Below are 20,994 nucleotides of genomic sequence, written 5' to 3'. Positions count from 1 at the left end.
GTCCTCGCGCCCAAGGAAAGAGACTATGGCAAAAGGTAAATTCGAGCGCACGAAGCCTCATGTGAACATTGGCACGATTGGTCACGTTGACCATGGCAAGACGTCGTTGACGGCCGCGATCACGAAGTATTTTGGCGAGTTCAAGGCGTATGACCAGATTGACGCTGCGCCGGAAGAGAAGGCGCGCGGCATCACGATTTCGACGGCGCACGTTGAGTATGAGACGCCTGCGCGCCACTATGCGCACGTCGACTGCCCCGGCCACGCCGACTATGTGAAGAACATGATCACGGGTGCCGCGCAGATGGACGGCGCGATCCTGGTTGTTTCGGCGGCTGACGGCCCGATGCCGCAGACGCGCGAGCACATCCTTCTGGCGCGCCAGGTTGGCGTTCCGGCTCTGGTTGTGTTCCTGAACAAGGTTGACCTTGTCGACGACGCCGAGCTTCTGGAGCTTGTCGAGCTTGAGGTTCGCGAGCTTCTGTCGAAGTACGAGTTCCCCGGCGACGACATTCCGATGATCAAGGGTTCGGCTGTTGCTGCGCTTCAGGATGGCGACAAGAAGATCGGCGAGGACGCGATCCGCGAGCTGATGGCGGCTGTTGACGCCTACATCCCGACGCCTGAGCGTCCGATCGACAAACCGTTCCTGATGCCGATCGAGGACGTGTTCTCGATCTCGGGCCGCGGCACGGTTGTTACGGGCCGCGTTGAGCGCGGTATCGTCAAGGTTGGCGAGGAGCTTGAGATTGTCGGCATCCGCCCGACGTCGAAGACGACCTGCACGGGCGTCGAGATGTTCCGCAAGCTGCTCGACCAGGGCCAGGCCGGCGACAACATCGGCGCGCTTCTGCGTGGCGTTGACCGTGAAGGCGTCGAGCGCGGCCAGGTTCTGGCCAAGCCCGGCACCGTCAAGCCGCACAAGAAGTTCAAGGCCGAGGCCTACATCCTGACGAAGGAGGAGGGTGGCCGTCACACGCCGTTCTTCACCAACTACCGTCCGCAGTTCTACTTCCGCACGACGGACGTGACCGGCATCGTGACGCTTCCGGCTGGCACCGAGATGGTGATGCCTGGCGACAACGTGACGGTTGATGTTGAACTGATCGTGCCGATCGCCATGGAAGAGAAGCTGCGCTTCGCCATCCGCGAAGGCGGCCGCACCGTCGGCGCCGGCATCGTCGCCTCCATCGTCGAGTAAGAAGAACAACAGATCTGTCGCGGGCGGGGGATCGCCCGCGCCGCGCCAGAACAAGGAATGACGAGATGAACGGTCAGAATATCCGCATCCGCCTGAAAGCGTTCGCCTGAAAGCGTTCCAACGCGGTATCGGGCGCTTTTGTGCAGCAAGGACAACGTGACGGTTGATGTTGAACTGATCGTGCCGATCGCCATGGAAGAGAAGCTGCGCTTCGCCATCCGCGAAGGCGGCCGCACCGTCGGCGCCGGCATCGTCGCCTCCATCGTCGAGTAAGAAGAACAACAGATCTGTCGCGGGCGGGGTATCGCCCGCGCCGCGCCAGAACAAGGAATGACGAGATGAACGGTCAGAATATCCGCATCCGCCTGAAAGCGTTCGATCACCGCGTGCTCGATGCTTCGACGCGGGAAATCGTGTCGACGGCCAAGCGCACCGGCGCCAACGTCCGTGGCCCAATTCCGCTGCCGACCCGGATCGAAAAGTTCACGGTCAACCGCTCGCCCCACGTCGACAAGAAGAGCCGCGAGCAGTTCGAGATGCGCACCCACAAGCGTCTTCTCGACATTGTTGATCCGACTCCCCAGACGGTTGACGCGTTGATGAAGCTCGACCTGGCCGCCGGCGTGGATGTCGAAATCAAGCTCTAAGAGCTTAAACAAGAACTCGCAGGGGGAAACCCCGGAGCTCCTCTGAAGGAAAACGAACCGATGCGTTCAGGTGTAATTGCACAGAAGGTGGGAATGACCCGCATCTATAACGATGCAGGCGAGCATGTCCCCGTCACCGTTCTTCGCATGGAGAACTGCCAGGTCGTTGCGCAGCGCACGCAGGAAAAGAACGGCTACACCGCTGTTCAGCTCGGCGTTGGTCTTGCCAAGGTCAAGAACACGTCGAAGGCGATGCGCGGCCACTTCGCTGCCGCCTCCGTCGAGCCCAAGGCCAAGGTCGCTGAATTCCGCGTCTCTGCCGACAATCTCATCGATGTCGGCGCCGAGTTGACGGTCGAGCATTTCGTGCCTGGCCAGAAGGTCGACGTGACCGGCACCACCACCGGTAAGGGCTTCCAGGGCGTTATCAAGCGCCACCACATGGGTGGTGGCCGCGCGACCCACGGTAACTCGGTGTCGCACCGTACCCACGGTTCGACTGGCCAGCGCCAGGACCCGGGCAAGGTGTTCAAGGGCAAGAAGATGGCTGGCCATCTGGGTGATGTTCGCGTCACCACGCAGAATGTCGAGGTCGTTTCGACCGATGCCGATCGCGGCCTTATCCTGATCCGCGGCGCCGTTCCGGGCACCAAGGGTGCATGGATCCTGGTTCGCGACGCCGCCAAGGTGGCGCTGCCGGCTAACGCACCGAAGCCTGCTGCGATCCGCGCCGCCGGCAAGGCTGCCGAGAAGAACGATGCTCCGGCCAATGAGGGAGCGGAATAATGGACATCAAGATCACAACGCTCGGCGGTAAAGACGCCGGCAAGGTCAAGCTCTCCGAGGAGATTTTCGGCCTTGATCCGCGCGAGGACATCCTGCAGCGCGTCGTGCGCTGGCAGCTTGCCAAGAAGCAGCAGGGCACGCATCAGGCCAAGGGCCGCGCCGATATCGCGCGCACCGGCGCCAAGATGTACAAGCAGAAGGGTACCGGCCGCGCCCGTCACCATTCGGCTCGTGCTCCGCAGTTCCGCGGCGGCGGCAAGGCACACGGTCCTGTTGCCCGCAGCCATGAGCACGATCTGCCGAAGAAGATCCGCGCTCTCGGCCTGAAGCATGCGCTGTCGGCCAAGGCCAAGGCATCGTCGATCATCATCATCGACGAACTGAAGCTGGCCGACGCCAAGACCAAGGCTCTTGCAGCTAACCTTGCCTCGCTCGGTCTCACCAATGCGCTGGTGATCGGCGGTGCCGAACTCGACGCCAACTTCAAGCTGGCGGCGACCAACATTCCCAACATCGACGTGCTGCCGATCCAGGGCATCAACGTCTATGACATTCTGCGCCGCGGCACGCTGGTCCTTTCCAAGGCGGCGGTCGAGGCTCTCGAGGAGCGCTTTAAATGACCGACCTTCGTCACTACGACGTGATCGTCTCGCCCGCGATCACTGAAAAGTCGACCATGGCTTCCGAGCAGAACCAGGTGGTCTTCAACGTCGCCAAGAAGGCGTCGAAGCCTGAGATCAAGGCCGCCATAGAGGCGCTGTTCGGCGTCAAGGTGCTGGCCGTCAACACGCTTGTCCGCAAGGGCAAGGTCAAGCGCTTCCGCGGCACAATCGGCCGCCAGGGCGATGTCAAGAAGGCAGTCGTGACTTTGGTCGACGGCCATTCGATCGACGTCGCGACGGGCCTCTGAGTAAGGCGGCGAGGACAAGAACATGGCTTTGAAACATTATAACCCGATTACGCCAAGCACCCGCCAGCTGGTCATCGTCGACCGCTCGGGCCTGCACAAGGGCAAGCCGGTCAAGGGTCTGACCGAAGGCTTGACCAGGTCCGGCGGTCGCAACAACTACGGACGCATTACCGCTCGTTTCATCGGCGGTGGCCACAAGCGCACGTACCGCATCATCGACTTCAAGCGTCGCAAGCTCGATGTCGTCGGCACGGTAGAGCGTCTGGAATACGATCCGAACCGCACCGCCTTTATCGCGCTGATCAAGTACGAGGACGGTGAACTCAACTACATCATCGCTCCGCAGCGTCTGGCTGCCGGCGACAAGATCGTGGCTGGTGAATCGGTCGACGTTAAGCCGGGCAATGCGATGCCGCTGTCGGCAATGCCGGTCGGCACCATCGTCCATAACATCGAGTTGAAGCCGGGCAAGGGCGGTCAGGTCGCTCGTTCGGCTGGCGCCTACGCTCAGCTCGTCGGTCGCGACCAGGGCATGGCGATCCTGCGACTTAACTCAGGCGAGCAGCGCATTGTCCACGGCTCGTGCTTTGCCACGGTCGGTGCGGTGTCCAACCCGGATCACGGCAACATCAACGACGGCAAGGCTGGCCGCAGCGTTTGGCGTGGCAAGCGCCCGCACAATCGCGGCGTTACCATGAACCCGGTCGACCACCCGCACGGCGGTGGTGAAGGCCGCACCTCCGGTGGCCGTCATCCGGTTACCCCGTGGGGCAAGCCGACCAAGGGCAAGAAGACGCGGTCCAATAAGGCGACCGACAAGTTCATCGTGCGTTCGCGTCACGAGCGCAAGAGCTAAGAAGAGGTAACGCCAAGTGACTCGTTCTATTTGGAAAGGCCCCTTCATCGACGGCTACCTTCTGAAGAAGGCAGACAAGGTCCGTGAAGGTGGTCGCAGTGAGGTGATCAAGATGTGGAGCCGCCGCTCCACCATCCTGCCGCAGTTCGTCGGCCTCACCTTCGGTGTTTACAACGGCCAGAAGCACGTCCCCGTTTCCGTGAACGAGGACATGGTTGGTCACAAGTTCGGTGAGTTCGCTCCGACCCGTACCTATTACGGCCATGGCGCGGACAAGAAGGCAAAGAGGAAGTAACAGATGGGCAAGGCCAAAGCTCCGCGCAGGCTTGCTGACAACGAGGCGCGTGCCGTTCTGCGCACGATCCGTGTCAGCCCGCAGAAGCTCAATCTGGTTGCCGCGCTTATCCGCGGCAAGAAGGTTGCCACCGCGCTGAACGATCTTGAATTTTCGCGCAAGCGTATTTCCGAGACCGTCAAGAAGACGCTGGAATCGGCGATCGCCAATGCGGAAAACAACCATGATCTGGATGTTGATGCGCTGATCGTGGCCGAAGCCTATGTCGGCAAGTCGATCGTCATGAAGCGTTTCCACGCTCGTGGCCGTGGTCGCGCCAGCCGTATCGAGAAGCCGTTTTCGCACCTCACGATCGTTGTTCGTGAAGTCGAGGAAAAAGGGGAGGCCGCTTAATGGGCCAGAAAATCAATCCTATCGGTCTCCGTCTCGGCATCAACCGCACCTGGGATTCCCGCTGGTACGCAAACACCGGCGAGTACGGCAAGTTGCTGCATGAAGACATCAAGATCCGCGAGTATCTTGAGAAGGAGCTGAAGCAGGCTGCCATCTCCAAGGTCGTGATCGAGCGTCCGCACAAGAAGTGCCGCGTCACCATCCATGCCGCGCGTCCGGGCCTCATCATCGGCAAGAAGGGCGCCGACATCGAGAAGCTGCGCAAGAAGCTGACCGAGATGACGAATTCGGAAACGCACCTCAACATCGTTGAAGTGCGCAAGCCGGAAATCGATGCAACGCTGGTCGCCCAGTCGATCGCCCAGCAGCTTGAGCGCCGTATCGCGTTCCGCCGCGCCATGAAGCGCGCCGTGCAGTCGGCCATGCGTCTTGGCGCCGAAGGCATCCGCATCAACTGCGGCGGTCGTCTTGGCGGCGCTGAAATTGCGCGCATGGAATGGTATCGCGAAGGCCGCGTGCCTCTGCATACCCTGCGCGCCGACGTCGACTACGGCACGGCCGAAGCCCAGACCGCCTATGGCATCTGCGGCGTCAAGGTTTGGGTGTTCAAGGGCGAAATCCTTGAGCACGATCCGATGGCATCCGAGCGCCGCGCCACCGAAGGCGAAGCGCATCCTGGCGAACGTAGCGGCGCTCGCCGTCGCGAGAACGCCTGAGATAATTGAGAATTTGGAGCAAGTAAGATGCTGCAGCCAAAGCGCACTAAGTTCCGCAAGCAGTTCAAGGGCCGTATCCACGGCGCTGCCAAGGGCGGCACCAACCTGGATTTCGGCGGCTTCGGGCTGAAGGCGCTGGAACCCAACCGCGTCACCGCACGTGAGATCGAGGCGGCCCGCCGCGCGATCACGCGTGAAATGAAGCGCGCCGGTCGCGTCTGGATCCGGATTTTCCCGGATCTGCCGGTCACCTCGAAGCCTACCGAAGTCCGCATGGGCAAGGGCAAGGGCGCGGTTGACTATTGGGCAGCACGCGTCAAGCCGGGCCGCATCATGTTCGAGATCGATGGCGTGTCGGAAGAGACCGCGCGCGAGGCTCTGCGTCTCGGCGCAGCCAAGCTTTCGGTCCGCACGCGCTTCGTGCAGCGCATCGCAGAATAAGGAAGAGCTGAGATGAAAGCCGAAGTAATTCGCTCGAAGACGCAGGACCAGCTCTCTGACGAGCTCGCCAGCCTGAAGAAGGAGCAGTTCAACCTGCGCTTCCAGAAGGCTACCGGCCAGCTTGAGAAGACCGCGCGCGTCAAGCAGGTCCGCAAGGACATTGCACGTATCAAGACCATCGCCGCTGAAAAAGCTGCGGCCAAGAAGGCATAAGGACGAAAACCATGCCAAAGCGCATTCTGCAGGGCACCGTCGTTAGCGACAAGAACGAGAAGACGGTTGTCGTGAAGGTCGAACGGCGCTTCACGCATCCCGTGATGAAGAAGACCGTGCGTATGTCGAAGAAGTACAAGGCGCACGACGAAAACAACGCCCACAAGGTTGGCGACACCGTGTTCATCCAGGAATCGGCTCCGATTTCGAAGGACAAGCGTTGGGTCGTCGTGTCTTCGGACCAGGCCTGAGCGATTGGCGTAGCAAGAACTTTGGACAGACCGGGGAGAGGTGACTCCTTTCCCAACAGAGAAGAAAAAGGCGGCCAGTCATGATTCAGATGCAAACAAACCTCGACGTCGCGGATAACTCCGGCGCTCGTCGTGTCATGTGCATCAAGGTGCTGGGCGGCTCGAAGCGGAAGTACGCCTCCGTCGGCGACATCATCGTGGTGTCGATCAAGGAAGCCATTCCGCGCGGCCGCGTGAAGAAGGGTGATGTGATGAAGGCGGTCGTGGTTCGCACGGCCAAGGACATCCGCCGCCCGGACGGCAGCGTGATCCGTTTCGACAAGAACGCGGCCGTTCTCGTCGATAACAAGAAAGAGCCAGTCGGCACGCGTATCTTCGGGCCGGTTCCGCGCGAGCTTCGCGCCAAGAACCACATGAAGATCATCTCGCTTGCGCCTGAAGTGCTGTAAGGAGCCGCAACAATGCAAAAGATCCGTAAAGGCGACAAGGTTGTCGTTCTGGCCGGCAAGGACAAGGGTCGCTCCGGCGAAGTCCTCTCGGTTCAGCCGAAGGAAGACACCGCTGTCGTGCGTGGCGTGAACCTCATTCGCCGCCACCAGAAGCAGAGCCAGTCCCAGGAAGGCGGCATCATCACCAAGGAAGCGCCGCTCCACCTGTCAAACATTGCGCTGGCCGACCCCAAGGACGGCAAGCCGACCCGTGTCGGCTTCAAGTTCGAGAAGGACGGCAAGAAGGTGCGCTTTGCGAAGCGCTCGGGAGAAACGATCAATGGCTAAGGCTCAGCAAGCTACGGCTCAGAACACGCCGCGCCTGAAAAAGGTCTATAACGAGACCATTCGCAAGGCGCTGCAGGAGCAGTTCAAGTACGACAACGAGATGCAGGTTCCGCGTCTCGACAAGATCGTGCTGAACATGGGTGTTGGCGAAGCGACGGCTGATTCCAAGAAGCCTTCCGTCGCGGCCGAGCATCTGGCGCTTATCGCTGGTCAGAAGCCTGTTATCACGCGTGCCCGCAAGTCGATCGCCGGCTTCAAGGTGCGTGAGAACATGCCGATCGGCACCAAGGTCACTTTGCGCCAGGAACGCATGTATGAGTTCCTTGACCGGCTGGTGAATATCGCATTGCCGCGCGTCCGCGACTTCCGTGGGCTGAACCCGAAGAGCTTTGACGGTCGTGGCAACTACGCCATGGGCATCAAGGAGCACATCGTGTTCCCGGAGATCAACTACGACAAGGTTGATCAGGTCTGGGGCATGGACATCATCGTTTGTACGACTGCGAAGACGGACGACGAAGCCAGGGCGCTGCTCAAGGCTTTCAACTTCCCCTTCCGCCAGTAACGGCAGCGAGCAAAGGAAAAATCTGAAATGGCAAAGACCAGCTCAGTTGAAAAGAACAACCGGCGCCGCAAGCTTGTGGACCAGTACGCTGCCAAGCGTAAGGCGCTCAAGGCCATCATCATGGACCAGTCCAAGCCGATGGAGGAGCGTTTCCGTGCCCAGCTCAAGCTGGCCGCATTGCCGCGCAATTCGGCACGCATCCGCATCCGCAACCGTTGCGAAATCACCGGTCGTCCGCGGGCATTCTATCGTAAACTCAAGGTTTCCCGTATCGCCCTGCGCGATCTCGGCAACAACGGCCAGATTCCCGGCCTGGTCAAGTCGAGCTGGTAAGGAGGACATCACATGTCATTGAGCGATCCTCTCGGCGATATGCTGACCCGCATCCGCAACGCCTATGGCCGCAAGAAGTCGACCGTGTCGACCCCGGCCTCGCGTCTGCGCGCCCGCGTCCTGGATGTTCTGAAGGCCGAAGGCTACATCCGCGACTACAGCCAGACCGATTTCGATAACGGCAAGTCCGAGATCAACATCGAGCTGAAGTATTTCGACGGTTCTCCGGTCGTACGCGAGATTTCCCGCGTTTCGAAGCCTGGTCGCCGCGTTTACGTGTCGGCCAAGTCGATCCCGCAGGTTGCCAACGGTCTCGGCATTGCCATCTTGTCGACGCCGAAGGGCGTTATGGCAGACCACGATGCCCGCGAACAGAATGTCGGTGGCGAAATTCTCTGCCAGATTTTCTGATCGCAGGCATGATCCCGAAAAGTGACATCGGTTTTCGGACAAGATCATGCTTAAGCAAGACTTGAAACACGAAGAGTGACGAGGACAACAAATGTCTCGTATTGGAAAGAAACCCGTATCCGTGCCGCAGGGCGTGACCGCGTCGGTTGACGGTCAGACCGTTACGGCCAAGGGTCCGAAAGGTGAGCTGAAGTTCGTCGTCAACGACGAGGTTCTGGTCAAGCTGGAGAACGGCGAGATCGCTGTCCAGCCGCGTGACACCTCGAAGGCGGCTCGCTCGAAATGGGGCATGTCCCGCACGCAGATCGTCAACATCCTGACCGGCGTGAAGGATGGCTTCGAAAAGAAGCTCGAGATCACCGGCGTTGGCTATCGTGCTGCGATGCAGGGCAAGAACCTGCAGCTTGCACTTGGCTTTAGCCACGATGTCGTCTACGAGACGCCGCAAGGCATCACGATTGCTGTTCCGAAGCCCACCGAAATCAGCGTGACGGGCATCGACAAGCAGCAGGTCGGTCAGGTTGCGGCGGAAATCCGTGAGTATCGCGGTCCTGAGCCCTACAAGGGCAAGGGCGTGCGCTATGCCGGCGAGAAGATCCTCCGCAAGGAAGGCAAGAAGAAGTAAGTTCGCAACTACAACGCCACGGGGCGTTGCCGCGGGAGCATTCGTCTACCGCATACGGCAACCCCCGTTTTACAAGGCAGGAACTAAAAGCCATGGCTCTCAAGGAAGCTACCCAGCGCCGTTCTGCGCGTATCCGTCGTCAGTTGAAGGCGGTTTCCAACGGCAGGCCGCGCCTTTCGGTGCACCGTACCTCCAAGAATATCTATGTTCAGCTGATTGACGACGCCAAGGGTCACACCATCGCGGCGGCTTCGACGCTGGAGAAGGATTTCCGCGACTCCAAGAAGACCGGCGCTGACGCAGCCGCGGCTGCGGCTGTTGGCAAGCTGATTGCCGAGCGCGCCACGAAGGCCGGCGTCAAGCAGGTCGTTTTCGATCGTGGCGCCTACATCTACCACGGCCGCGTCAAGGCTCTGGCCGAGGCTGCGCGCGAGGGTGGCCTCGACTTCTGATTTTTCGCCGCCGGCGACCCGAAACGTGGCGCCGGCATTCACCAACCCGTGCTTCCGGAAAAAAACAAGGAACTAGGATATGGCACAGGAACGTAGGGAAGGCGGCCGCGAGCGTGGCCGTGACCGCGAAGAGCGCGACGACGGCATCGTCGACAAGCTCGTACACATCAACCGCGTCGCCAAGGTCGTCAAGGGCGGCCGGCGTTTCGGCTTTGCAGCACTCGTCGTCGTCGGCGACCAGAAGGGCCGCGTTGGCTTCGGCCACGGCAAGGCCCGTGAAGTGCCGGAAGCCATCCGCAAGGCGACCGAATCCGCCAAGCGCGACATGATCTTCGTGCCGCTGCGTTCGGGCCGCACGCTTCATCACGACGTCGAAGGCCGTTGGGGTGCTGGCCGCGTGCTTCTGCGCGCTGCCAAGCAGGGTACCGGCATCATCGCCGGTGGTCCGATGCGCGCCGTCTTCGAGACGCTCGGCATGCACGACGTCGTCGCCAAGTCGATGGGTTCGTCGAACCCGTACAACATGGTTCGCGCCACCTTTGATGCGCTGAAGAGCCAGATGCATCCGAAGGATGTGGCTGCTGCTCGCGGCATCAAGTATTCGACCCTTCAGGCCCGCCGCGGCAATGCCGTAGCGGCTGAAGAATAGTCGCGTTGACCAGGGGATTTTGACCATGGCCAAGAAAGCAGCAAAGACCATCACCGTTGAGCAGATCGGTTCGCCGATCCGCCGTCCGAAAGAGCAGCGCGCGACGCTGGTCGGCCTCGGCCTCAACAAGATGCACAGGAAGCGCACGCTGGAAGACACTCCTTCGGTGCGCGGCATGATAGCCGCCGTCTCGCACCTCGTCCGCGTCGTGGACGAGGCCTGAGCCAGAGCGCAGGAGAACGGAAATGAAACTCAACGATCTGCGTGACAACGAAGGCGCGACCCATTCGAAGAAGCGTCTCGGTCGCGGCATCGGCTCCGGCTCCGGCAAGACCGGCGGCCGTGGCGTCAAGGGCCAGAAGTCCCGTTCGGGCGTGGCCATCAATGGCTTCGAGGGCGGCCAGATGCCGCTCTATCGTCGCCTGCCGAAGCGCGGCTTCAACAACATCTTCGCCAAGAGCTTTGCTGTTGTTTCGCTGGCCCGCATCCAGGCAGCCATCGATGCCAAGAAGCTCGACGCCAAGGAAGCTGTGACCGCCGAGGCGCTCGTCAAGGCCGGCGTCATTCGCCGCGTCAAGGACGGCGTGCGCGTCCTTTCCGACGGTGACCTGAAGGCCAAGCTTGCCTTCGACGTTGCCGGAGCCTCCAAGGCCGCGATCGAGAAGATCGAGAAGGCCGGCGGTTCGGTTAAGCTGCCAGCCCAGGCTGCTGCTGAATAACACCCCGATTAAGAGCGGTCGCGGTAACGCGGCCGCTTGCATCTTGGTTGCGCCAAGCCTATTTCGGGGCTTCGGTGACACGCGCCGCCCGAAGCGGGCCTCCCGCGTCATCTAGCGGAGAAACATGCATGGCTTCGGCTGCTGAACAACTTGCTTCCAATCTGAATTTTGCGGCCTTTGCCAAGGCCGAGGACTTGAAGAAGCGCATCTGGTTTACGCTGGGTGCGCTGTTCGTCTATCGGCTCGGCACCTACATCCCGCTGCCCGGAATCAACCCCGAAGCTTTTGCGCAGGCCTTCCAGCAGCAGAGCGGCGGCGTGCTTGGCATGTTCAACATGTTTGCCGGCGGCGCGGTCGAGCGCATGGCCATCTTTGCGCTGGGCATCATGCCCTACATCTCCGCATCGATCATCATGCAGTTGATGACGTCCGTCATTCCGTCTCTTGAAGCGCTCAAGAAGGAAGGCGAGCAGGGCCGCAAGATCATCAATCAATACACCCGCTATGGAACGGTGCTTCTGGCGATCGTCCAGTCCTACGGCATCTCTGTGGGCCTATCCAGCGGCAACAATATCGTTACGAACCCCGGACTGTTCTTCCAGATATCGTCGGTCATCACGCTGACCGGTGGAACCATGTTCCTGATGTGGCTCGGCGAGCAGATCACCGCGCGCGGCATCGGCAACGGCATCTCGCTGATCATCTTCGCAGGTATCGTTGCGGGCATGCCTGCTGCAATCAGCGGCACATTGGAACTCAGCCGCACCGGCGCGCTGTCTACTGGTCTGGTGCTGGCTATCATGATCCTGGCGGTGGTGGTTATCGCGTTGATCGTTTTTGTCGAGCGCGCTCAGCGCCGGCTTCTGATCCAGTATCCTAAGCGTCAGGTCGGCAACCGCATGTTCCAGGGCGACACGTCGCACCTGCCGTTGAAGCTCAACACCTCGGGCGTCATCCCGCCGATCTTCGCTTCGTCCTTGCTGCTTCTGCCTGCCACGCTTGCCGGATTTTCCAACACGCAAAACCTGCCGTCGTGGGCAGCATCGGTGTTGTCCGCCCTCGGGCATGGTCAGCCGCTTTACATGCTCTTTTACGGCGCCATGATCGCGTTCTTCACCTTCTTCTACACGGCTATCGTGTTCAATCCGAAGGACACGGCCGATCAGCTCAAGAAGCATTCCGGCTTCATTCCGGGCTATCGTCCTGGCGAACGCACGGCTGAGTACATCGACTACGTACTGACTCGCATAACGGTTGTGGGCGCGATCTACCTCGTCGCAGTCTGCCTCCTGCCTGAATACCTCATTGCCGCCACTGGCGTGCCGTTCTACCTTGGTGGCACTTCGCTTCTGATCGTTGTCAGTGTAACGCTTGATACGATCGCGCAGATCCAGGGCCACTTGATCGCGCATCAATATGAAGGGCTGATCAAGAAGTCTAAGCTGCGCGGGGGCAAGAGAGGAAAATGAGGCTGATACTGCTTGGACCGCCGGGAGCGGGCAAGGGGACGCAAGCACAGCGACTGGTAGAAAAGTACGGCATACCCCAGCTTTCCACTGGTGACATGTTGCGCGCCGCTGTAGCAGCCAAGACGCCTGTCGGCCTGAAGGCCAAGGCCGTCATGGACGCTGGTGAACTGGTCTCCGATGCGATCGTCAACGCCATCGTTGCGGAGCGTATCGACCAACCGGACTGCGCGAAGGGTTTTATCCTGGACGGCTATCCGCGCACGCTTGCCCAGGCCGACTCGGTCGAGGCCATGCTTGCGGAACGCGGTATTGCACTGGATGCGGTCATCGAACTGGTGGTTGACGACAAGGCGCTGGTCGGCCGCATCGTCAAGCGGGCGGAAGAAGCCAAGGCCGCCGGGCAGCCGGTACGCAAGGACGACAATCCCGAGGTCTTCGAGGAACGCCTGCGCGAATATTACAAGAAGACCGCGCCGTTGATCGGCTACTATCACGCCAAGAAGATGCTGAAAGGCGTCGATGGCATGGCCAGTATCGATGCGGTCAGCGGGCAGATCGACGCGTTGCTGGGCAAGGCTCGTTAACAAATCTTACTGCTTGCCCTTGACGGGGCGGACAGGCTGGAGTATGGCGGCCCGTCTCCCTATCAGGCATGAGCTTAGCTTGTCCGTACGGACAAGTCGCTTGCTTTGTAGAAGGAACACCCGCAAGGGCCGGCCTCCACCGGACGCGGGTCATTTAAACAGCGCCGGTCAGCCTAGCGGCTCAGCCGGTCCACATGGAGAAGAGAACAGATGGCTCGTATAGCCGGCGTCAATATTCCGACCAACAAGCGCGTGGTTATTGCGCTTCAGTACATTCACGGCATTGGCAAGAAGTTTGCCCAGGAGATCGTCGACAAGGTCGGCATTCCTGCCGAGCGCCGCGTCAACCAGCTCACCGACGCCGAGGTTCTGGCAATCCGCGAAACCATCGACCGTGACTATCAGGTCGAAGGCGATCTGCGCCGTGAAGTTTCGATGAACATCAAGCGTCTGATGGACCTCGGCTGCTACCGCGGCCTGCGCCATCGCCGCAGCCTGCCGGTTCGTGGCCAGCGTACGCATACCAATGCGCGTACTCGCAAGGGTCCTGCCAAGGCGATTGCCGGCAAGAAGAAGTAATTTAGGGGAATAGGGGAGTAAGGCAGTAGGGGAATATGTGAGAGCGCTGTTTGTCAGCCGCTACCGAACATACTCCCTTACTGCCCTATTCCCTTGATCCCTTAGTTAAGGTGGAGCCGCTGGAATTACGGCGGTGTAGAGATCAACTGAAAGGAATACCATGGCCAAGGAAGCCGCTCGTGTTCGCCGTCGCGAACGCAAGAATATCTCGTCGGGCGTTGCCCACGTCAATTCGACATTCAACAACACCATGATCACCATATCCGACGCGCAGGGCAACGCTATTGCCTGGTCGTCGGCGGGTGCCCAGGGCTTCAAGGGTTCGCGCAAGTCGACCCCGTTCGCTGCGCAGATGGCTGCGGAAGACGTTGCCAAGAAGGCGCAGGAGCACGGCATGCGCATGCTGGAAGTCGAAGTTTGCGGTCCGGGCTCCGGCCGTGAATCGGCTCTGCGCGCTCTGCAGGCCGCTGGCTTCACCATCACCTCGATCCGCGACGTAACGCCGATCCCGCACAATGGCTGCCGCCCGCGCAAGAAGCGCCGCGTCTGACCCACAAAAATTCGTTGCTTAAGCGCCATCTGGCGCTTTTGCGATTTTCCAGATCGCCCACCACGATTGGATAGTGGTGGGGAAGCGGAAGGAAGGCAACATGATCCAGAAAAACTGGCAGGAACTGATCAAGCCGAACAAGGTCGAGTTCTCGTCGAAGAAAAAGACTTTGACCACTCTGGTCGCCGAGCCGCTCGAGCGTGGCTTTGGCCTCACCCTCGGCAACGCGCTGCGTCGCGTGCTTCTGTCGTCGCTGCGTGGCGCTGCCGTAACGGCCGTCCAGATCGACGGCGTGCTGCATGAGTTCTCCTCGATTGGCGGTGTCCGCGAAGACGTGACCGACATCGTCCTCAATATCAAGGAAATCGCCATCAAGATGGAAGGCGATGGTCCCAAGCGCATGGTTGTGCGCAAGCAGGGTCCAGGCGCTGTGCTGGCTGGCGACATCCAGACCGTTGGCGACGTTGAGATCCTCAACCCCGACCACGTCATCTGCACGCTGGACGAGGGCGCTGAAATCCGCATGGAATTCACCGTCGACACCGGCAAGGGCTACGTACCGGCAGAGCGCAACCGCGCCGAGGACGCTCCGATCGGGCTCATCCCCGTCGACAGCCTCTACTCGCCGGTCAAGAAGGTCTCCTACAAGGTCGAGAACACCCGCGAGGGCCAGGTGCTCGACTACGACAAGCTGACCATGACCATCGAGACTGACGGTTCCGTCTCCGGCGAGGACGCTGTGGCTTTCGCCGCTCGCATCCTGCAGGACCAGCTTGCGCTGTTCGTCAACTTCGACGAGCCGCAGAAGGAAGTGGCGACCGAAGCGGTCACCGAGCTTGCCTTCAACCCGGCCCTGCTCAAGAAGGTCGACGAACTGGAGCTTTCCGTGCGTTCGGCCAACTGCCTGAAGAACGACAACATCGTCTACATAGGCGACCTGATCCAGAAGACCGAAGCCGAGATGCTGCGCACCCCGAACTTCGGCCGCAAGTCGCTGAACGAAATCAAGGAAGTGCTGGCGGCTATGGGCTTGCACCTCGGCATGGAAGTGCCGGACTGGCCGCCGGAAAATATCGAAGACCTCGCGAAACGTTACGAAGACCAGTATTGAGCATGAATTCCGAGGGCCGGCGGCGTGAGCTGCCCGGTCCGACGGTCATGCGGAAAACCATCAGAGGCCGTGGCCTCTTGAACAGCTAAAGAAGGAAAAGAGCCATGCGCCACGGTTTTAAAGGCCGCCGCTTCGCCCGCAGCATCAGCCATCGCAAGTCGATGTTCGCCAACCTCGCCGTGTCTCTGATCGAGCATGAGCAGATCGTCACCACGCTGCCGAAGGCGAAGGACCTGCGTCCGATCGTCGAGAAGCTGGTTACGCTCGGCAAGCGCGGCGACCTGCACGCTCGCCGTCAGGTTATTGCCCAGATCGGCAACGAAGGCGTCGTCAAGCGCCTGTTCGAAACGCTTGCGCCGCGTTATGCCACCCGCAACGGCGGCTACCTGCGCATCATGAAGGCGGGCTTCCGCAAGGGCGACAACGCCGCAATGGCTGTCATCGAGTTCGTTGACCGCGACACGTCCGCCAAGGGCGCTGGCGATCGCGATCGCCTTGAGGCAGAAGGCGCCAACGAGACCGAAGCTGCATGAGCTTCGGATTTTCTTGAAACAGTTAAAAGGGGCCGTCAGGCCCCTTTTTTATTGGCCGCATGTCACTACATCGCTCGCAATGGACTGATAACGAAAGTGGTGAATGTGGATGGTCATGCGCTCAGTGCTTATGGTGCTTGCTGTTGTTGCCACGGCGGTCTTGCCGGGTGTCTCGGCGGCCACCGTGCAAGAGGACAAGGCGATGCTCATTGAAGCTGTTACCGGGAAGGATTTGCCAAGAATCCGCGAAATTATTTCGGCAGGTGCGGAACTTGAGGCCCGGGACCCTCAGGGACGCACCGCGCTGCTTCTCGCCACCCATGCCAACGCAGTCGAGATCGCGAAAGCGCTGATTGCTGCCGGCGCCGACGTCAATGCCAAGGATGCGATCAAGGACACGCCATTCCTCTACGCCGGCGCAGAGGGGCGAACCGAAATCCTGGAGGCAATCCTGGCGACCGGCAAGGCAAACCTCAAGGACACCAACCGCTATGGCGGCACGGCGCTGATCCCGGCATCCCATCACGGCCATCCCGATGCCGTGCGCATCCTGCTTGGAACCGACATCGACATCGATCATGTCAACAATCTTGGCTGGACTGCATTGATCGAAGCGGTGATCCTTGGAGACGGCGGCCCGGTCTATCAGGAAATCGTCGGGCTTCTGGTGGACGCCGGCGCCGGCAATATTCCTGACAGGGAAGGGGTTTCGCCGCTGGATCATGCCCGCCGAAACGGCTTTTCCGAGCTTGCCGCCCGTATCGAGGCCGGCCCAAGGCCGTAACAGCAAAACAATAACCGAAAATCGGTTCGGCAGCCTTTCATTTTGCACAATCGTCGCGACAATGGCGCGCGATTGTGCCCGGAGGATTCGCGAATGCGCGCCAAGCAGTTGACTGTTGCCATTGTCGGTTCGCTGATGCTGTTTCTGGCCGCGCCGCTTGGCTATCAGGCGGTGGCGCAGGAGAAGAAAGGCGACGAGCCCGGCCTGTCGGATGTCCTGACCGATCTCCTGCATGGTGTCGAGGGTGACAAGGCGACCGCTGGTCCCGATCAGCGCGTGCCATTCGGCCGCGAAGAGATGCAGCTTTCCTTCGCGCCTCTGGTGAAACAAACCGCGCCGGCCGTGGTCAACGTCTATGCGTCCCAGACTGCCAAGGTGAGATCGCCTTTCGATGGCGATCCGTTCTTTGAGGAGTTCTTTGGCCGCTCCATGCCGCGCGCCCAGTCTTCTCTTGGCTCCGGCGTCCTTGTCGATCCGACTGGCATCATCGTGACCAATTTCCACGTCATCAAGGACGCGGATGAGGTCAAGGTCGCGATGTCGGACGGCCGTGAGTTCAACAGCAAGGTTTTGCTGAAGGACGAGACGCTCGACCTCGCGGTGCTGAAGATCGATTCCGACAAGCCGTTCCCGGTCATTGCCATTGGCGATTCTGATGCGCTTCAGGTTGGTGACCTGGTTCTGGCCATCGGCAATCCTTTCGGTGTCGGCCAGACCACGACCAGCGGCATCGTCTCCGCGCTCGCGCGAAGCCATATCGGCATTTCGGATTCCGGCTTCTTCATCCAGACCGACGCGGCCATCAATCCGGGCAATTCCGGCGGCGGCCTGATCAACATGGGTGGCCAGCTGGTGGGCATCAACACCGCCATTTACAGCCGTAGCGGCGGCTCCATCGGCATCGGCTTCGCCATCCCGTCCAACATGGTGCGCGCCTTCGTCGAGGCCGCGAAGTCTGGCCAGGATTTCTTCGAGCGGCCTTATATTGGCGCAACTTTCGAGCCGGTGACGCCGCAGATCGCGGAATCGCTCGGCATGGAATCGCCTCACGGTGCGCTGGTGTCGGCGGTGGAGCCGAGTGGTCCGTCGGAAAAGGCCGGGCTGAAGCCGGGTGATGTGGTGCTGGCCTTCAATGGCGCCACCATCGAGAATGTCGATGCGTTGGGCTACCGGTTGGCGACCCAGCCGATTGGCTCGAACGCCGAATTGGGCGTGCTGACCAAGGGTGAGGAAAAGACCTTGGACATTGCTCTGGTCCGCGCGCCGCAAGGCTCGGCTTCCGCTGAAATCCTGCTGCGTGGACGCAGCCCCTTCGCCGGTGCCAAGGTGGCGGAGCTCTCGCCACGCCTTGCCCAGCGCCTCGGCATGGCCGCAGACGTAAAGGGCGTGACCGTGATCGACGTCGATCGCAATTCGCCTGCAGCCGATTTCGGCTTCCAGCCCGGCGACATCGTGCGCGAGGTCAACGGCCAGACCATCGACAATGCGAAGAAGCTGGCGGATGCGGCGCAGCAAAGCACACGCTGGTGGCGCTTCACGGTTGAACGCGATGGCCAGTTGCTTCGCCAGGTGTTGCGTTACTGAACCGAGTGCGGAATGTAGGCTGTCGGGTAGTCCGGCACGCATGACGGTGTAGACGATGGCCGATCTGTTCAGTCCTGATGAACCGGAAAAAGCGCCGCTTGGCCGGCCGCTTGCCGATCGGCTGCGCCCGCGCAATCTAAGCGAAGTCGTTGGCCAGGAGCATCTGACCGGGCCGGATGGTGCATTGACGCGAATGATTGCGTCCGGATCGCTCGGTTCGATGATCTTCTGGGGACCGCCCGGCACGGGCAAGACTACCGTCGCACGATTGCTGGCCGGTGAAACCAGCCTCGGTTTTGAGCAGATATCCGCCATCTTTTCCGGCGTAGCCGATTTGAAGAAGGTGTTCGAAGCAGCCCGGCTGCGCCGCGCCAATGGCCGCCAGACCTTGCTCTTCGTAGACGAGATCCATCGCTTCAACCGGGCCCAGCAGGATTCCTTTCTGCCTGTGATGGAAGACGGCACCGTCATTCTGGTCGGCGCGACAACGGAAAATCCCTCGTTCGAACTCAACGCCGCGCTTCTGTCGCGCTCCCGCGTTCTCGTGTTTCACTCGCTGGACGAGGACAGCATCGCCAAGCTCTTGCTGCGCGCCGAGGAAACCGAGGGAAAGGCTCTGCCGCTCGATGAAGAGGCGAGGGGTGCCCTCGTGCGCATGGCGGATGGCGATGGCCGCGCCTCGCTCACGCTTTCGGAAGAGGTGTGGCGTGCCGCCAAGCCGGGAGAAGTCTTCGATACCGAGGGCCTCACGCGCATCGTCCAGCGCCGCGCGCCGATCTACGACAAGGGGCAGGACGGGCATTACAATCTGATTTCAGCTTTGCACAAATCGGTGCGCGGCTCAGATCCCGATGCGGCTCTCTATTATCTTTGCCGCATGTTCGATGCTGGCGAAGACCCGCTTTACCTCGGGCGGCGGCTTGTCCGCATGGCGGTCGAAGACATTGGTCTGGCCGATCCGCAAGCGCTCGTCATCGCAAATGCGGCGAAGGATGCCTACGACTATCTGGGTTCGCCAGAGGGTGAGCTGGCCTTTGCGCAAGCCTGCGTCTATCTGGCGACCGCTCCCAAGTCGAACGCTGTCTACACTGCCTTCAAGGCAGCCACTCGCGCTGCCAAGGAACACGGCTCGCTTCTGCCGCCCAAGCACATCCTCAATGCGCCGACCAAACTGATGAAGGAAGAGAGCTACGGCGCAGGCTATCGCTACGACCACGATGAGCCGGATGCCTTTTCAGGGCAGGATTATTTCCCTGAAAAGATGAGTCGCCAGACCTTCTACGATCCGCCCGAGCGCGGCTTCGAAAGGGAAGTGAGGAAGCGGCTGGAATACTGGGCCAAGCTGCGCAAGGAGCGCGGCGCCTAGCTGCGGCTGCAAGTCGGCTCGCAAATGCCGGCACTTGGTGCTATTGCCCCCAGCACATGAAGCATCGGTCCGAACGTGAAATCCGGTTTTCGGATGTTCCCGATGCTCGAACCAGAAAGTGGATCGCCATTTGTGCATCCTGAAATGCACAGCGACCAGGCGGACAGGCATATGGCAGGCGTAGAACAGATAACGGTTGGGCCCGATGAGGCCGGCATGCGGCTCGACCGCTGGTTCAAGACCCATTTCCCGGGACTGGGTTTCGGTCATCTGCAAAAGCTGCTGCGCTCCGGCCAGGTCCGCATCAATGGCGGCCGCGCCAAGACTGACACGAGGGTCGAGCCGGGTCAGGTAATCCGGGTTCCACCGCTCGAAGTCGACAAGAAGGGCGATACCCAACTCACCGGCCACTCCATCCGCAACCAGGATGACGGCGACGTTCTGGCCAAGATGCTCCTGCATGAAGACGCCAAGGTCTACGTCTTCAACAAGCCGGCGGGGCTGGCCGTACAGGGCGGTTCCGGCGTCACGCGCAATGTCGACGACATGCTTGAAGCCTTGCGCAACAAGAAGGGCGAGAAGCCGCGCCTTGTCCACCGCCTCGACCGCGACACCTCCGGGGTGCTGGTCGTCGCGCGCACCCGTCTCGCCGCGATGAAGCTGTCGGAATCGTTTCGCGCCCGCGAGACGAAGAAGACGTACTGGGCCTTGGTGAAGGGCGTGCCGCCCAAGCGCGAGGACAAGATCTCGACCTGGCTGATCAAGGAGCCGACGCCGGATGGCGACCGCATGCGTGTTGCCAAGCATGGCGAGAAGGGCGCGGACCACGCGGTGTCCTACTATCGCATCGTTGAACAGGCCGCGCAGGCGCTGACCTGGCTGGAAATGGAGCCCTATACCGGTCGCACCCACCAGTTGCGTGTCCATGCGGCCCACATAGGCTGCCCGATCATCGGCGATCCGAAGTATTTCGAGGCCGACACCAATTGGGAATTCCCCGGCGGTATCCAGAACCGCTTGCATCTTCATGCACGGCGCATCGTCATCCCGCATCCGGACGGCGGCAAGATCGATGTCACCGCACCGATGCCACCCCATATGCGCCAGAGCTGGAACCTGATTGGCTTTGACATGCAAAGTGCCGAGGACGACGCTTGAGCACCGCGACGCAAACCTCGCACCCGGCAAGGAGTTG

The 20,994-nt window shown here is 60.8% G+C and carries 33 protein-coding genes; all 33 read left to right on the top strand.

Features of this window, described 5'->3' with window-relative positions; translation table 11 throughout:
• Window positions 1–25 precede the first annotated feature (25 nt).
• The 33 genes from tuf to ASD50_RS19005 all read left to right on the top strand — a co-directional run bounded on the left by tuf (window position 26) and on the right by ASD50_RS19005 (window position 20,957).
• On the top strand, window positions 26–1,201 hold the full coding sequence (tuf, locus tag ASD50_RS19160) for an elongation factor Tu (RefSeq protein ID WP_082549743.1): 1,176 nt from the start codon (window positions 26–28) through the stop codon (window positions 1,199–1,201).
• Window positions 1,202–1,339: 138 nt separating this feature from the next.
• Complete coding sequence (locus tag ASD50_RS22775; protein WP_082549742.1) at window positions 1,340–1,474, top strand: hypothetical protein; 135 nt, start codon at window positions 1,340–1,342, stop codon at window positions 1,472–1,474.
• Window positions 1,475–1,539: 65 nt separating this feature from the next.
• Window positions 1,540–1,848 (top strand): 30S ribosomal protein S10, encoded by a 309-nt coding sequence (gene rpsJ, locus ASD50_RS19155; protein ID WP_006205468.1) that lies wholly within the window; start codon window positions 1,540–1,542, stop codon window positions 1,846–1,848.
• A gap of 60 nt (window positions 1,849–1,908) precedes the next feature.
• Window positions 1,909–2,634, top strand: a complete 726-nt coding sequence (rplC, locus tag ASD50_RS19150) for a 50S ribosomal protein L3 (RefSeq protein ID WP_056244715.1) — start codon at window positions 1,909–1,911, stop codon at window positions 2,632–2,634.
• Window positions 2,634–3,254 (top strand): 50S ribosomal protein L4, encoded by a 621-nt coding sequence (gene rplD, locus ASD50_RS19145; RefSeq protein WP_056244711.1) that lies wholly within the window; start codon window positions 2,634–2,636, stop codon window positions 3,252–3,254. Before rplC ends, rplD begins: the two co-directional genes overlap by 1 nt.
• Window positions 3,251–3,544: a 50S ribosomal protein L23 gene (locus ASD50_RS19140; RefSeq protein WP_056244708.1), complete on the top strand. Its 294-nt coding sequence runs from the start codon at window positions 3,251–3,253 to the stop codon at window positions 3,542–3,544. The genes rplD and ASD50_RS19140 overlap by 4 nt, the downstream gene beginning before the upstream one ends.
• 22 nt (window positions 3,545–3,566) lie before the next feature.
• Window positions 3,567–4,400, top strand: coding sequence for a 50S ribosomal protein L2 (rplB, locus tag ASD50_RS19135; protein WP_056244705.1), 834 nt, complete (start codon window positions 3,567–3,569; stop codon window positions 4,398–4,400).
• A gap of 16 nt (window positions 4,401–4,416) precedes the next feature.
• The gene (gene rpsS / locus ASD50_RS19130; RefSeq protein ID WP_056101454.1) at window positions 4,417–4,695 is read left to right on the top strand and encodes a 30S ribosomal protein S19; all 279 of its coding nucleotides are present in this window, start codon (window positions 4,417–4,419) and stop codon (window positions 4,693–4,695) included.
• A 3-nt stretch (window positions 4,696–4,698) separates the two neighbouring features.
• Complete coding sequence (gene rplV / locus ASD50_RS19125) at window positions 4,699–5,088, top strand: 50S ribosomal protein L22 (protein ID WP_056244701.1); 390 nt, start codon at window positions 4,699–4,701, stop codon at window positions 5,086–5,088.
• Window positions 5,088–5,804: a 30S ribosomal protein S3 gene (rpsC, locus tag ASD50_RS19120; RefSeq protein WP_056244697.1), complete on the top strand. Its 717-nt coding sequence runs from the start codon at window positions 5,088–5,090 to the stop codon at window positions 5,802–5,804. Before rplV ends, rpsC begins: the two co-directional genes overlap by 1 nt.
• A 27-nt stretch (window positions 5,805–5,831) precedes the next feature.
• A complete protein-coding gene (gene rplP, locus ASD50_RS19115; RefSeq protein ID WP_056244694.1) occupies window positions 5,832–6,245 on the top strand; it encodes a 50S ribosomal protein L16 in 414 nt (137 codons plus the stop codon).
• A 12-nt stretch (window positions 6,246–6,257) separates the two neighbouring features.
• Entirely contained in the window at window positions 6,258–6,458 is a 201-nt protein-coding gene (rpmC, locus tag ASD50_RS19110; protein ID WP_056244691.1) for a 50S ribosomal protein L29, read from the top strand.
• Between the two features lie 11 nt (window positions 6,459–6,469).
• Window positions 6,470–6,709, top strand: coding sequence for a 30S ribosomal protein S17 (rpsQ, locus tag ASD50_RS19105; RefSeq protein ID WP_056244688.1), 240 nt, complete (start codon window positions 6,470–6,472; stop codon window positions 6,707–6,709).
• Between the two features lie 80 nt (window positions 6,710–6,789).
• Entirely contained in the window at window positions 6,790–7,158 is a 369-nt protein-coding gene (rplN, locus tag ASD50_RS19100) for a 50S ribosomal protein L14 (protein ID WP_024924768.1), read from the top strand.
• Between the two features lie 12 nt (window positions 7,159–7,170).
• The gene (gene rplX / locus ASD50_RS19095; protein WP_056244685.1) at window positions 7,171–7,485 is read left to right on the top strand and encodes a 50S ribosomal protein L24; all 315 of its coding nucleotides are present in this window, start codon (window positions 7,171–7,173) and stop codon (window positions 7,483–7,485) included.
• Window positions 7,478–8,050, top strand: a complete 573-nt coding sequence (gene rplE, locus ASD50_RS19090) for a 50S ribosomal protein L5 (protein ID WP_056244682.1) — start codon at window positions 7,478–7,480, stop codon at window positions 8,048–8,050. Before rplX ends, rplE begins: the two co-directional genes overlap by 8 nt.
• Window positions 8,051–8,077: 27 nt before the next feature.
• Window positions 8,078–8,383, top strand: coding sequence for a 30S ribosomal protein S14 (rpsN, locus tag ASD50_RS19085; protein WP_056244679.1), 306 nt, complete (start codon window positions 8,078–8,080; stop codon window positions 8,381–8,383).
• Between the two features lie 12 nt (window positions 8,384–8,395).
• Window positions 8,396–8,794 carry a 30S ribosomal protein S8 gene (rpsH, locus tag ASD50_RS19080; RefSeq protein ID WP_056244676.1) on the top strand — a complete coding sequence of 133 codons (399 nt, stop codon included), beginning with the start codon at window positions 8,396–8,398 and terminating at the stop codon, window positions 8,792–8,794.
• 91 nt (window positions 8,795–8,885) lie between these two features.
• A complete protein-coding gene (gene rplF / locus ASD50_RS19075; protein ID WP_056244672.1) occupies window positions 8,886–9,419 on the top strand; it encodes a 50S ribosomal protein L6 in 534 nt (177 codons plus the stop codon).
• A gap of 92 nt (window positions 9,420–9,511) precedes the next feature.
• Window positions 9,512–9,871 (top strand): 50S ribosomal protein L18, encoded by a 360-nt coding sequence (gene rplR, locus ASD50_RS19070; protein ID WP_056244669.1) that lies wholly within the window; start codon window positions 9,512–9,514, stop codon window positions 9,869–9,871.
• Window positions 9,872–9,950: 79 nt separating this feature from the next.
• Window positions 9,951–10,520 carry a 30S ribosomal protein S5 gene (gene rpsE, locus ASD50_RS19065; RefSeq protein ID WP_056244666.1) on the top strand — a complete coding sequence of 190 codons (570 nt, stop codon included), beginning with the start codon at window positions 9,951–9,953 and terminating at the stop codon, window positions 10,518–10,520.
• Between the two features lie 25 nt (window positions 10,521–10,545).
• On the top strand, window positions 10,546–10,743 hold the full coding sequence (gene rpmD / locus ASD50_RS19060; RefSeq protein WP_056244663.1) for a 50S ribosomal protein L30: 198 nt from the start codon (window positions 10,546–10,548) through the stop codon (window positions 10,741–10,743).
• A 22-nt stretch (window positions 10,744–10,765) separates the two neighbouring features.
• Window positions 10,766–11,239 (top strand): 50S ribosomal protein L15, encoded by a 474-nt coding sequence (gene rplO, locus ASD50_RS19055; protein ID WP_056244660.1) that lies wholly within the window; start codon window positions 10,766–10,768, stop codon window positions 11,237–11,239.
• 128 nt (window positions 11,240–11,367) lie between these two features.
• Entirely contained in the window at window positions 11,368–12,708 is a 1,341-nt protein-coding gene (secY, locus tag ASD50_RS19050; protein WP_056244658.1) for a preprotein translocase subunit SecY, read from the top strand.
• Complete coding sequence (locus tag ASD50_RS19045) at window positions 12,705–13,292, top strand: adenylate kinase (protein ID WP_056244656.1); 588 nt, start codon at window positions 12,705–12,707, stop codon at window positions 13,290–13,292. Before secY ends, ASD50_RS19045 begins: the two co-directional genes overlap by 4 nt.
• Window positions 13,293–13,502: 210 nt before the next feature.
• Window positions 13,503–13,871: a 30S ribosomal protein S13 gene (gene rpsM, locus ASD50_RS19040; protein ID WP_035032425.1), complete on the top strand. Its 369-nt coding sequence runs from the start codon at window positions 13,503–13,505 to the stop codon at window positions 13,869–13,871.
• Between the two features lie 160 nt (window positions 13,872–14,031).
• Complete coding sequence (gene rpsK, locus ASD50_RS19035; RefSeq protein ID WP_024924781.1) at window positions 14,032–14,421, top strand: 30S ribosomal protein S11; 390 nt, start codon at window positions 14,032–14,034, stop codon at window positions 14,419–14,421.
• 100 nt (window positions 14,422–14,521) lie between these two features.
• Complete coding sequence (locus tag ASD50_RS19030; RefSeq protein ID WP_056244850.1) at window positions 14,522–15,532, top strand: DNA-directed RNA polymerase subunit alpha; 1,011 nt, start codon at window positions 14,522–14,524, stop codon at window positions 15,530–15,532.
• A gap of 104 nt (window positions 15,533–15,636) precedes the next feature.
• Window positions 15,637–16,065 carry a 50S ribosomal protein L17 gene (gene rplQ, locus ASD50_RS19025; protein ID WP_056244653.1) on the top strand — a complete coding sequence of 143 codons (429 nt, stop codon included), beginning with the start codon at window positions 15,637–15,639 and terminating at the stop codon, window positions 16,063–16,065.
• A 115-nt stretch (window positions 16,066–16,180) separates the two neighbouring features.
• Complete coding sequence (locus ASD50_RS19020; protein ID WP_056244847.1) at window positions 16,181–16,849, top strand: ankyrin repeat domain-containing protein; 669 nt, start codon at window positions 16,181–16,183, stop codon at window positions 16,847–16,849.
• A 93-nt stretch (window positions 16,850–16,942) separates the two neighbouring features.
• Window positions 16,943–18,433, top strand: a complete 1,491-nt coding sequence (locus ASD50_RS19015) for a DegQ family serine endoprotease (RefSeq protein ID WP_056244650.1) — start codon at window positions 16,943–16,945, stop codon at window positions 18,431–18,433.
• 55 nt (window positions 18,434–18,488) lie between these two features.
• The gene (locus ASD50_RS19010) at window positions 18,489–19,799 is read left to right on the top strand and encodes a replication-associated recombination protein A (RefSeq protein ID WP_056244647.1); all 1,311 of its coding nucleotides are present in this window, start codon (window positions 18,489–18,491) and stop codon (window positions 19,797–19,799) included.
• 171 nt (window positions 19,800–19,970) lie between these two features.
• Window positions 19,971–20,957, top strand: coding sequence for an RluA family pseudouridine synthase (locus tag ASD50_RS19005; RefSeq protein ID WP_056244844.1), 987 nt, complete (start codon window positions 19,971–19,973; stop codon window positions 20,955–20,957).
• The last annotated feature ends 37 nt before the right edge of the window (window positions 20,958–20,994 follow it).

Source organism: Mesorhizobium sp. Root552 (genome assembly GCF_001427285.1).
Taxonomy (GTDB): domain Bacteria; phylum Pseudomonadota; class Alphaproteobacteria; order Rhizobiales; family Rhizobiaceae; genus Mesorhizobium.
The sequence above is the reverse complement of the archived record's forward strand: the minus strand, read 5'-3'. Positions and strand labels throughout refer to the sequence as shown.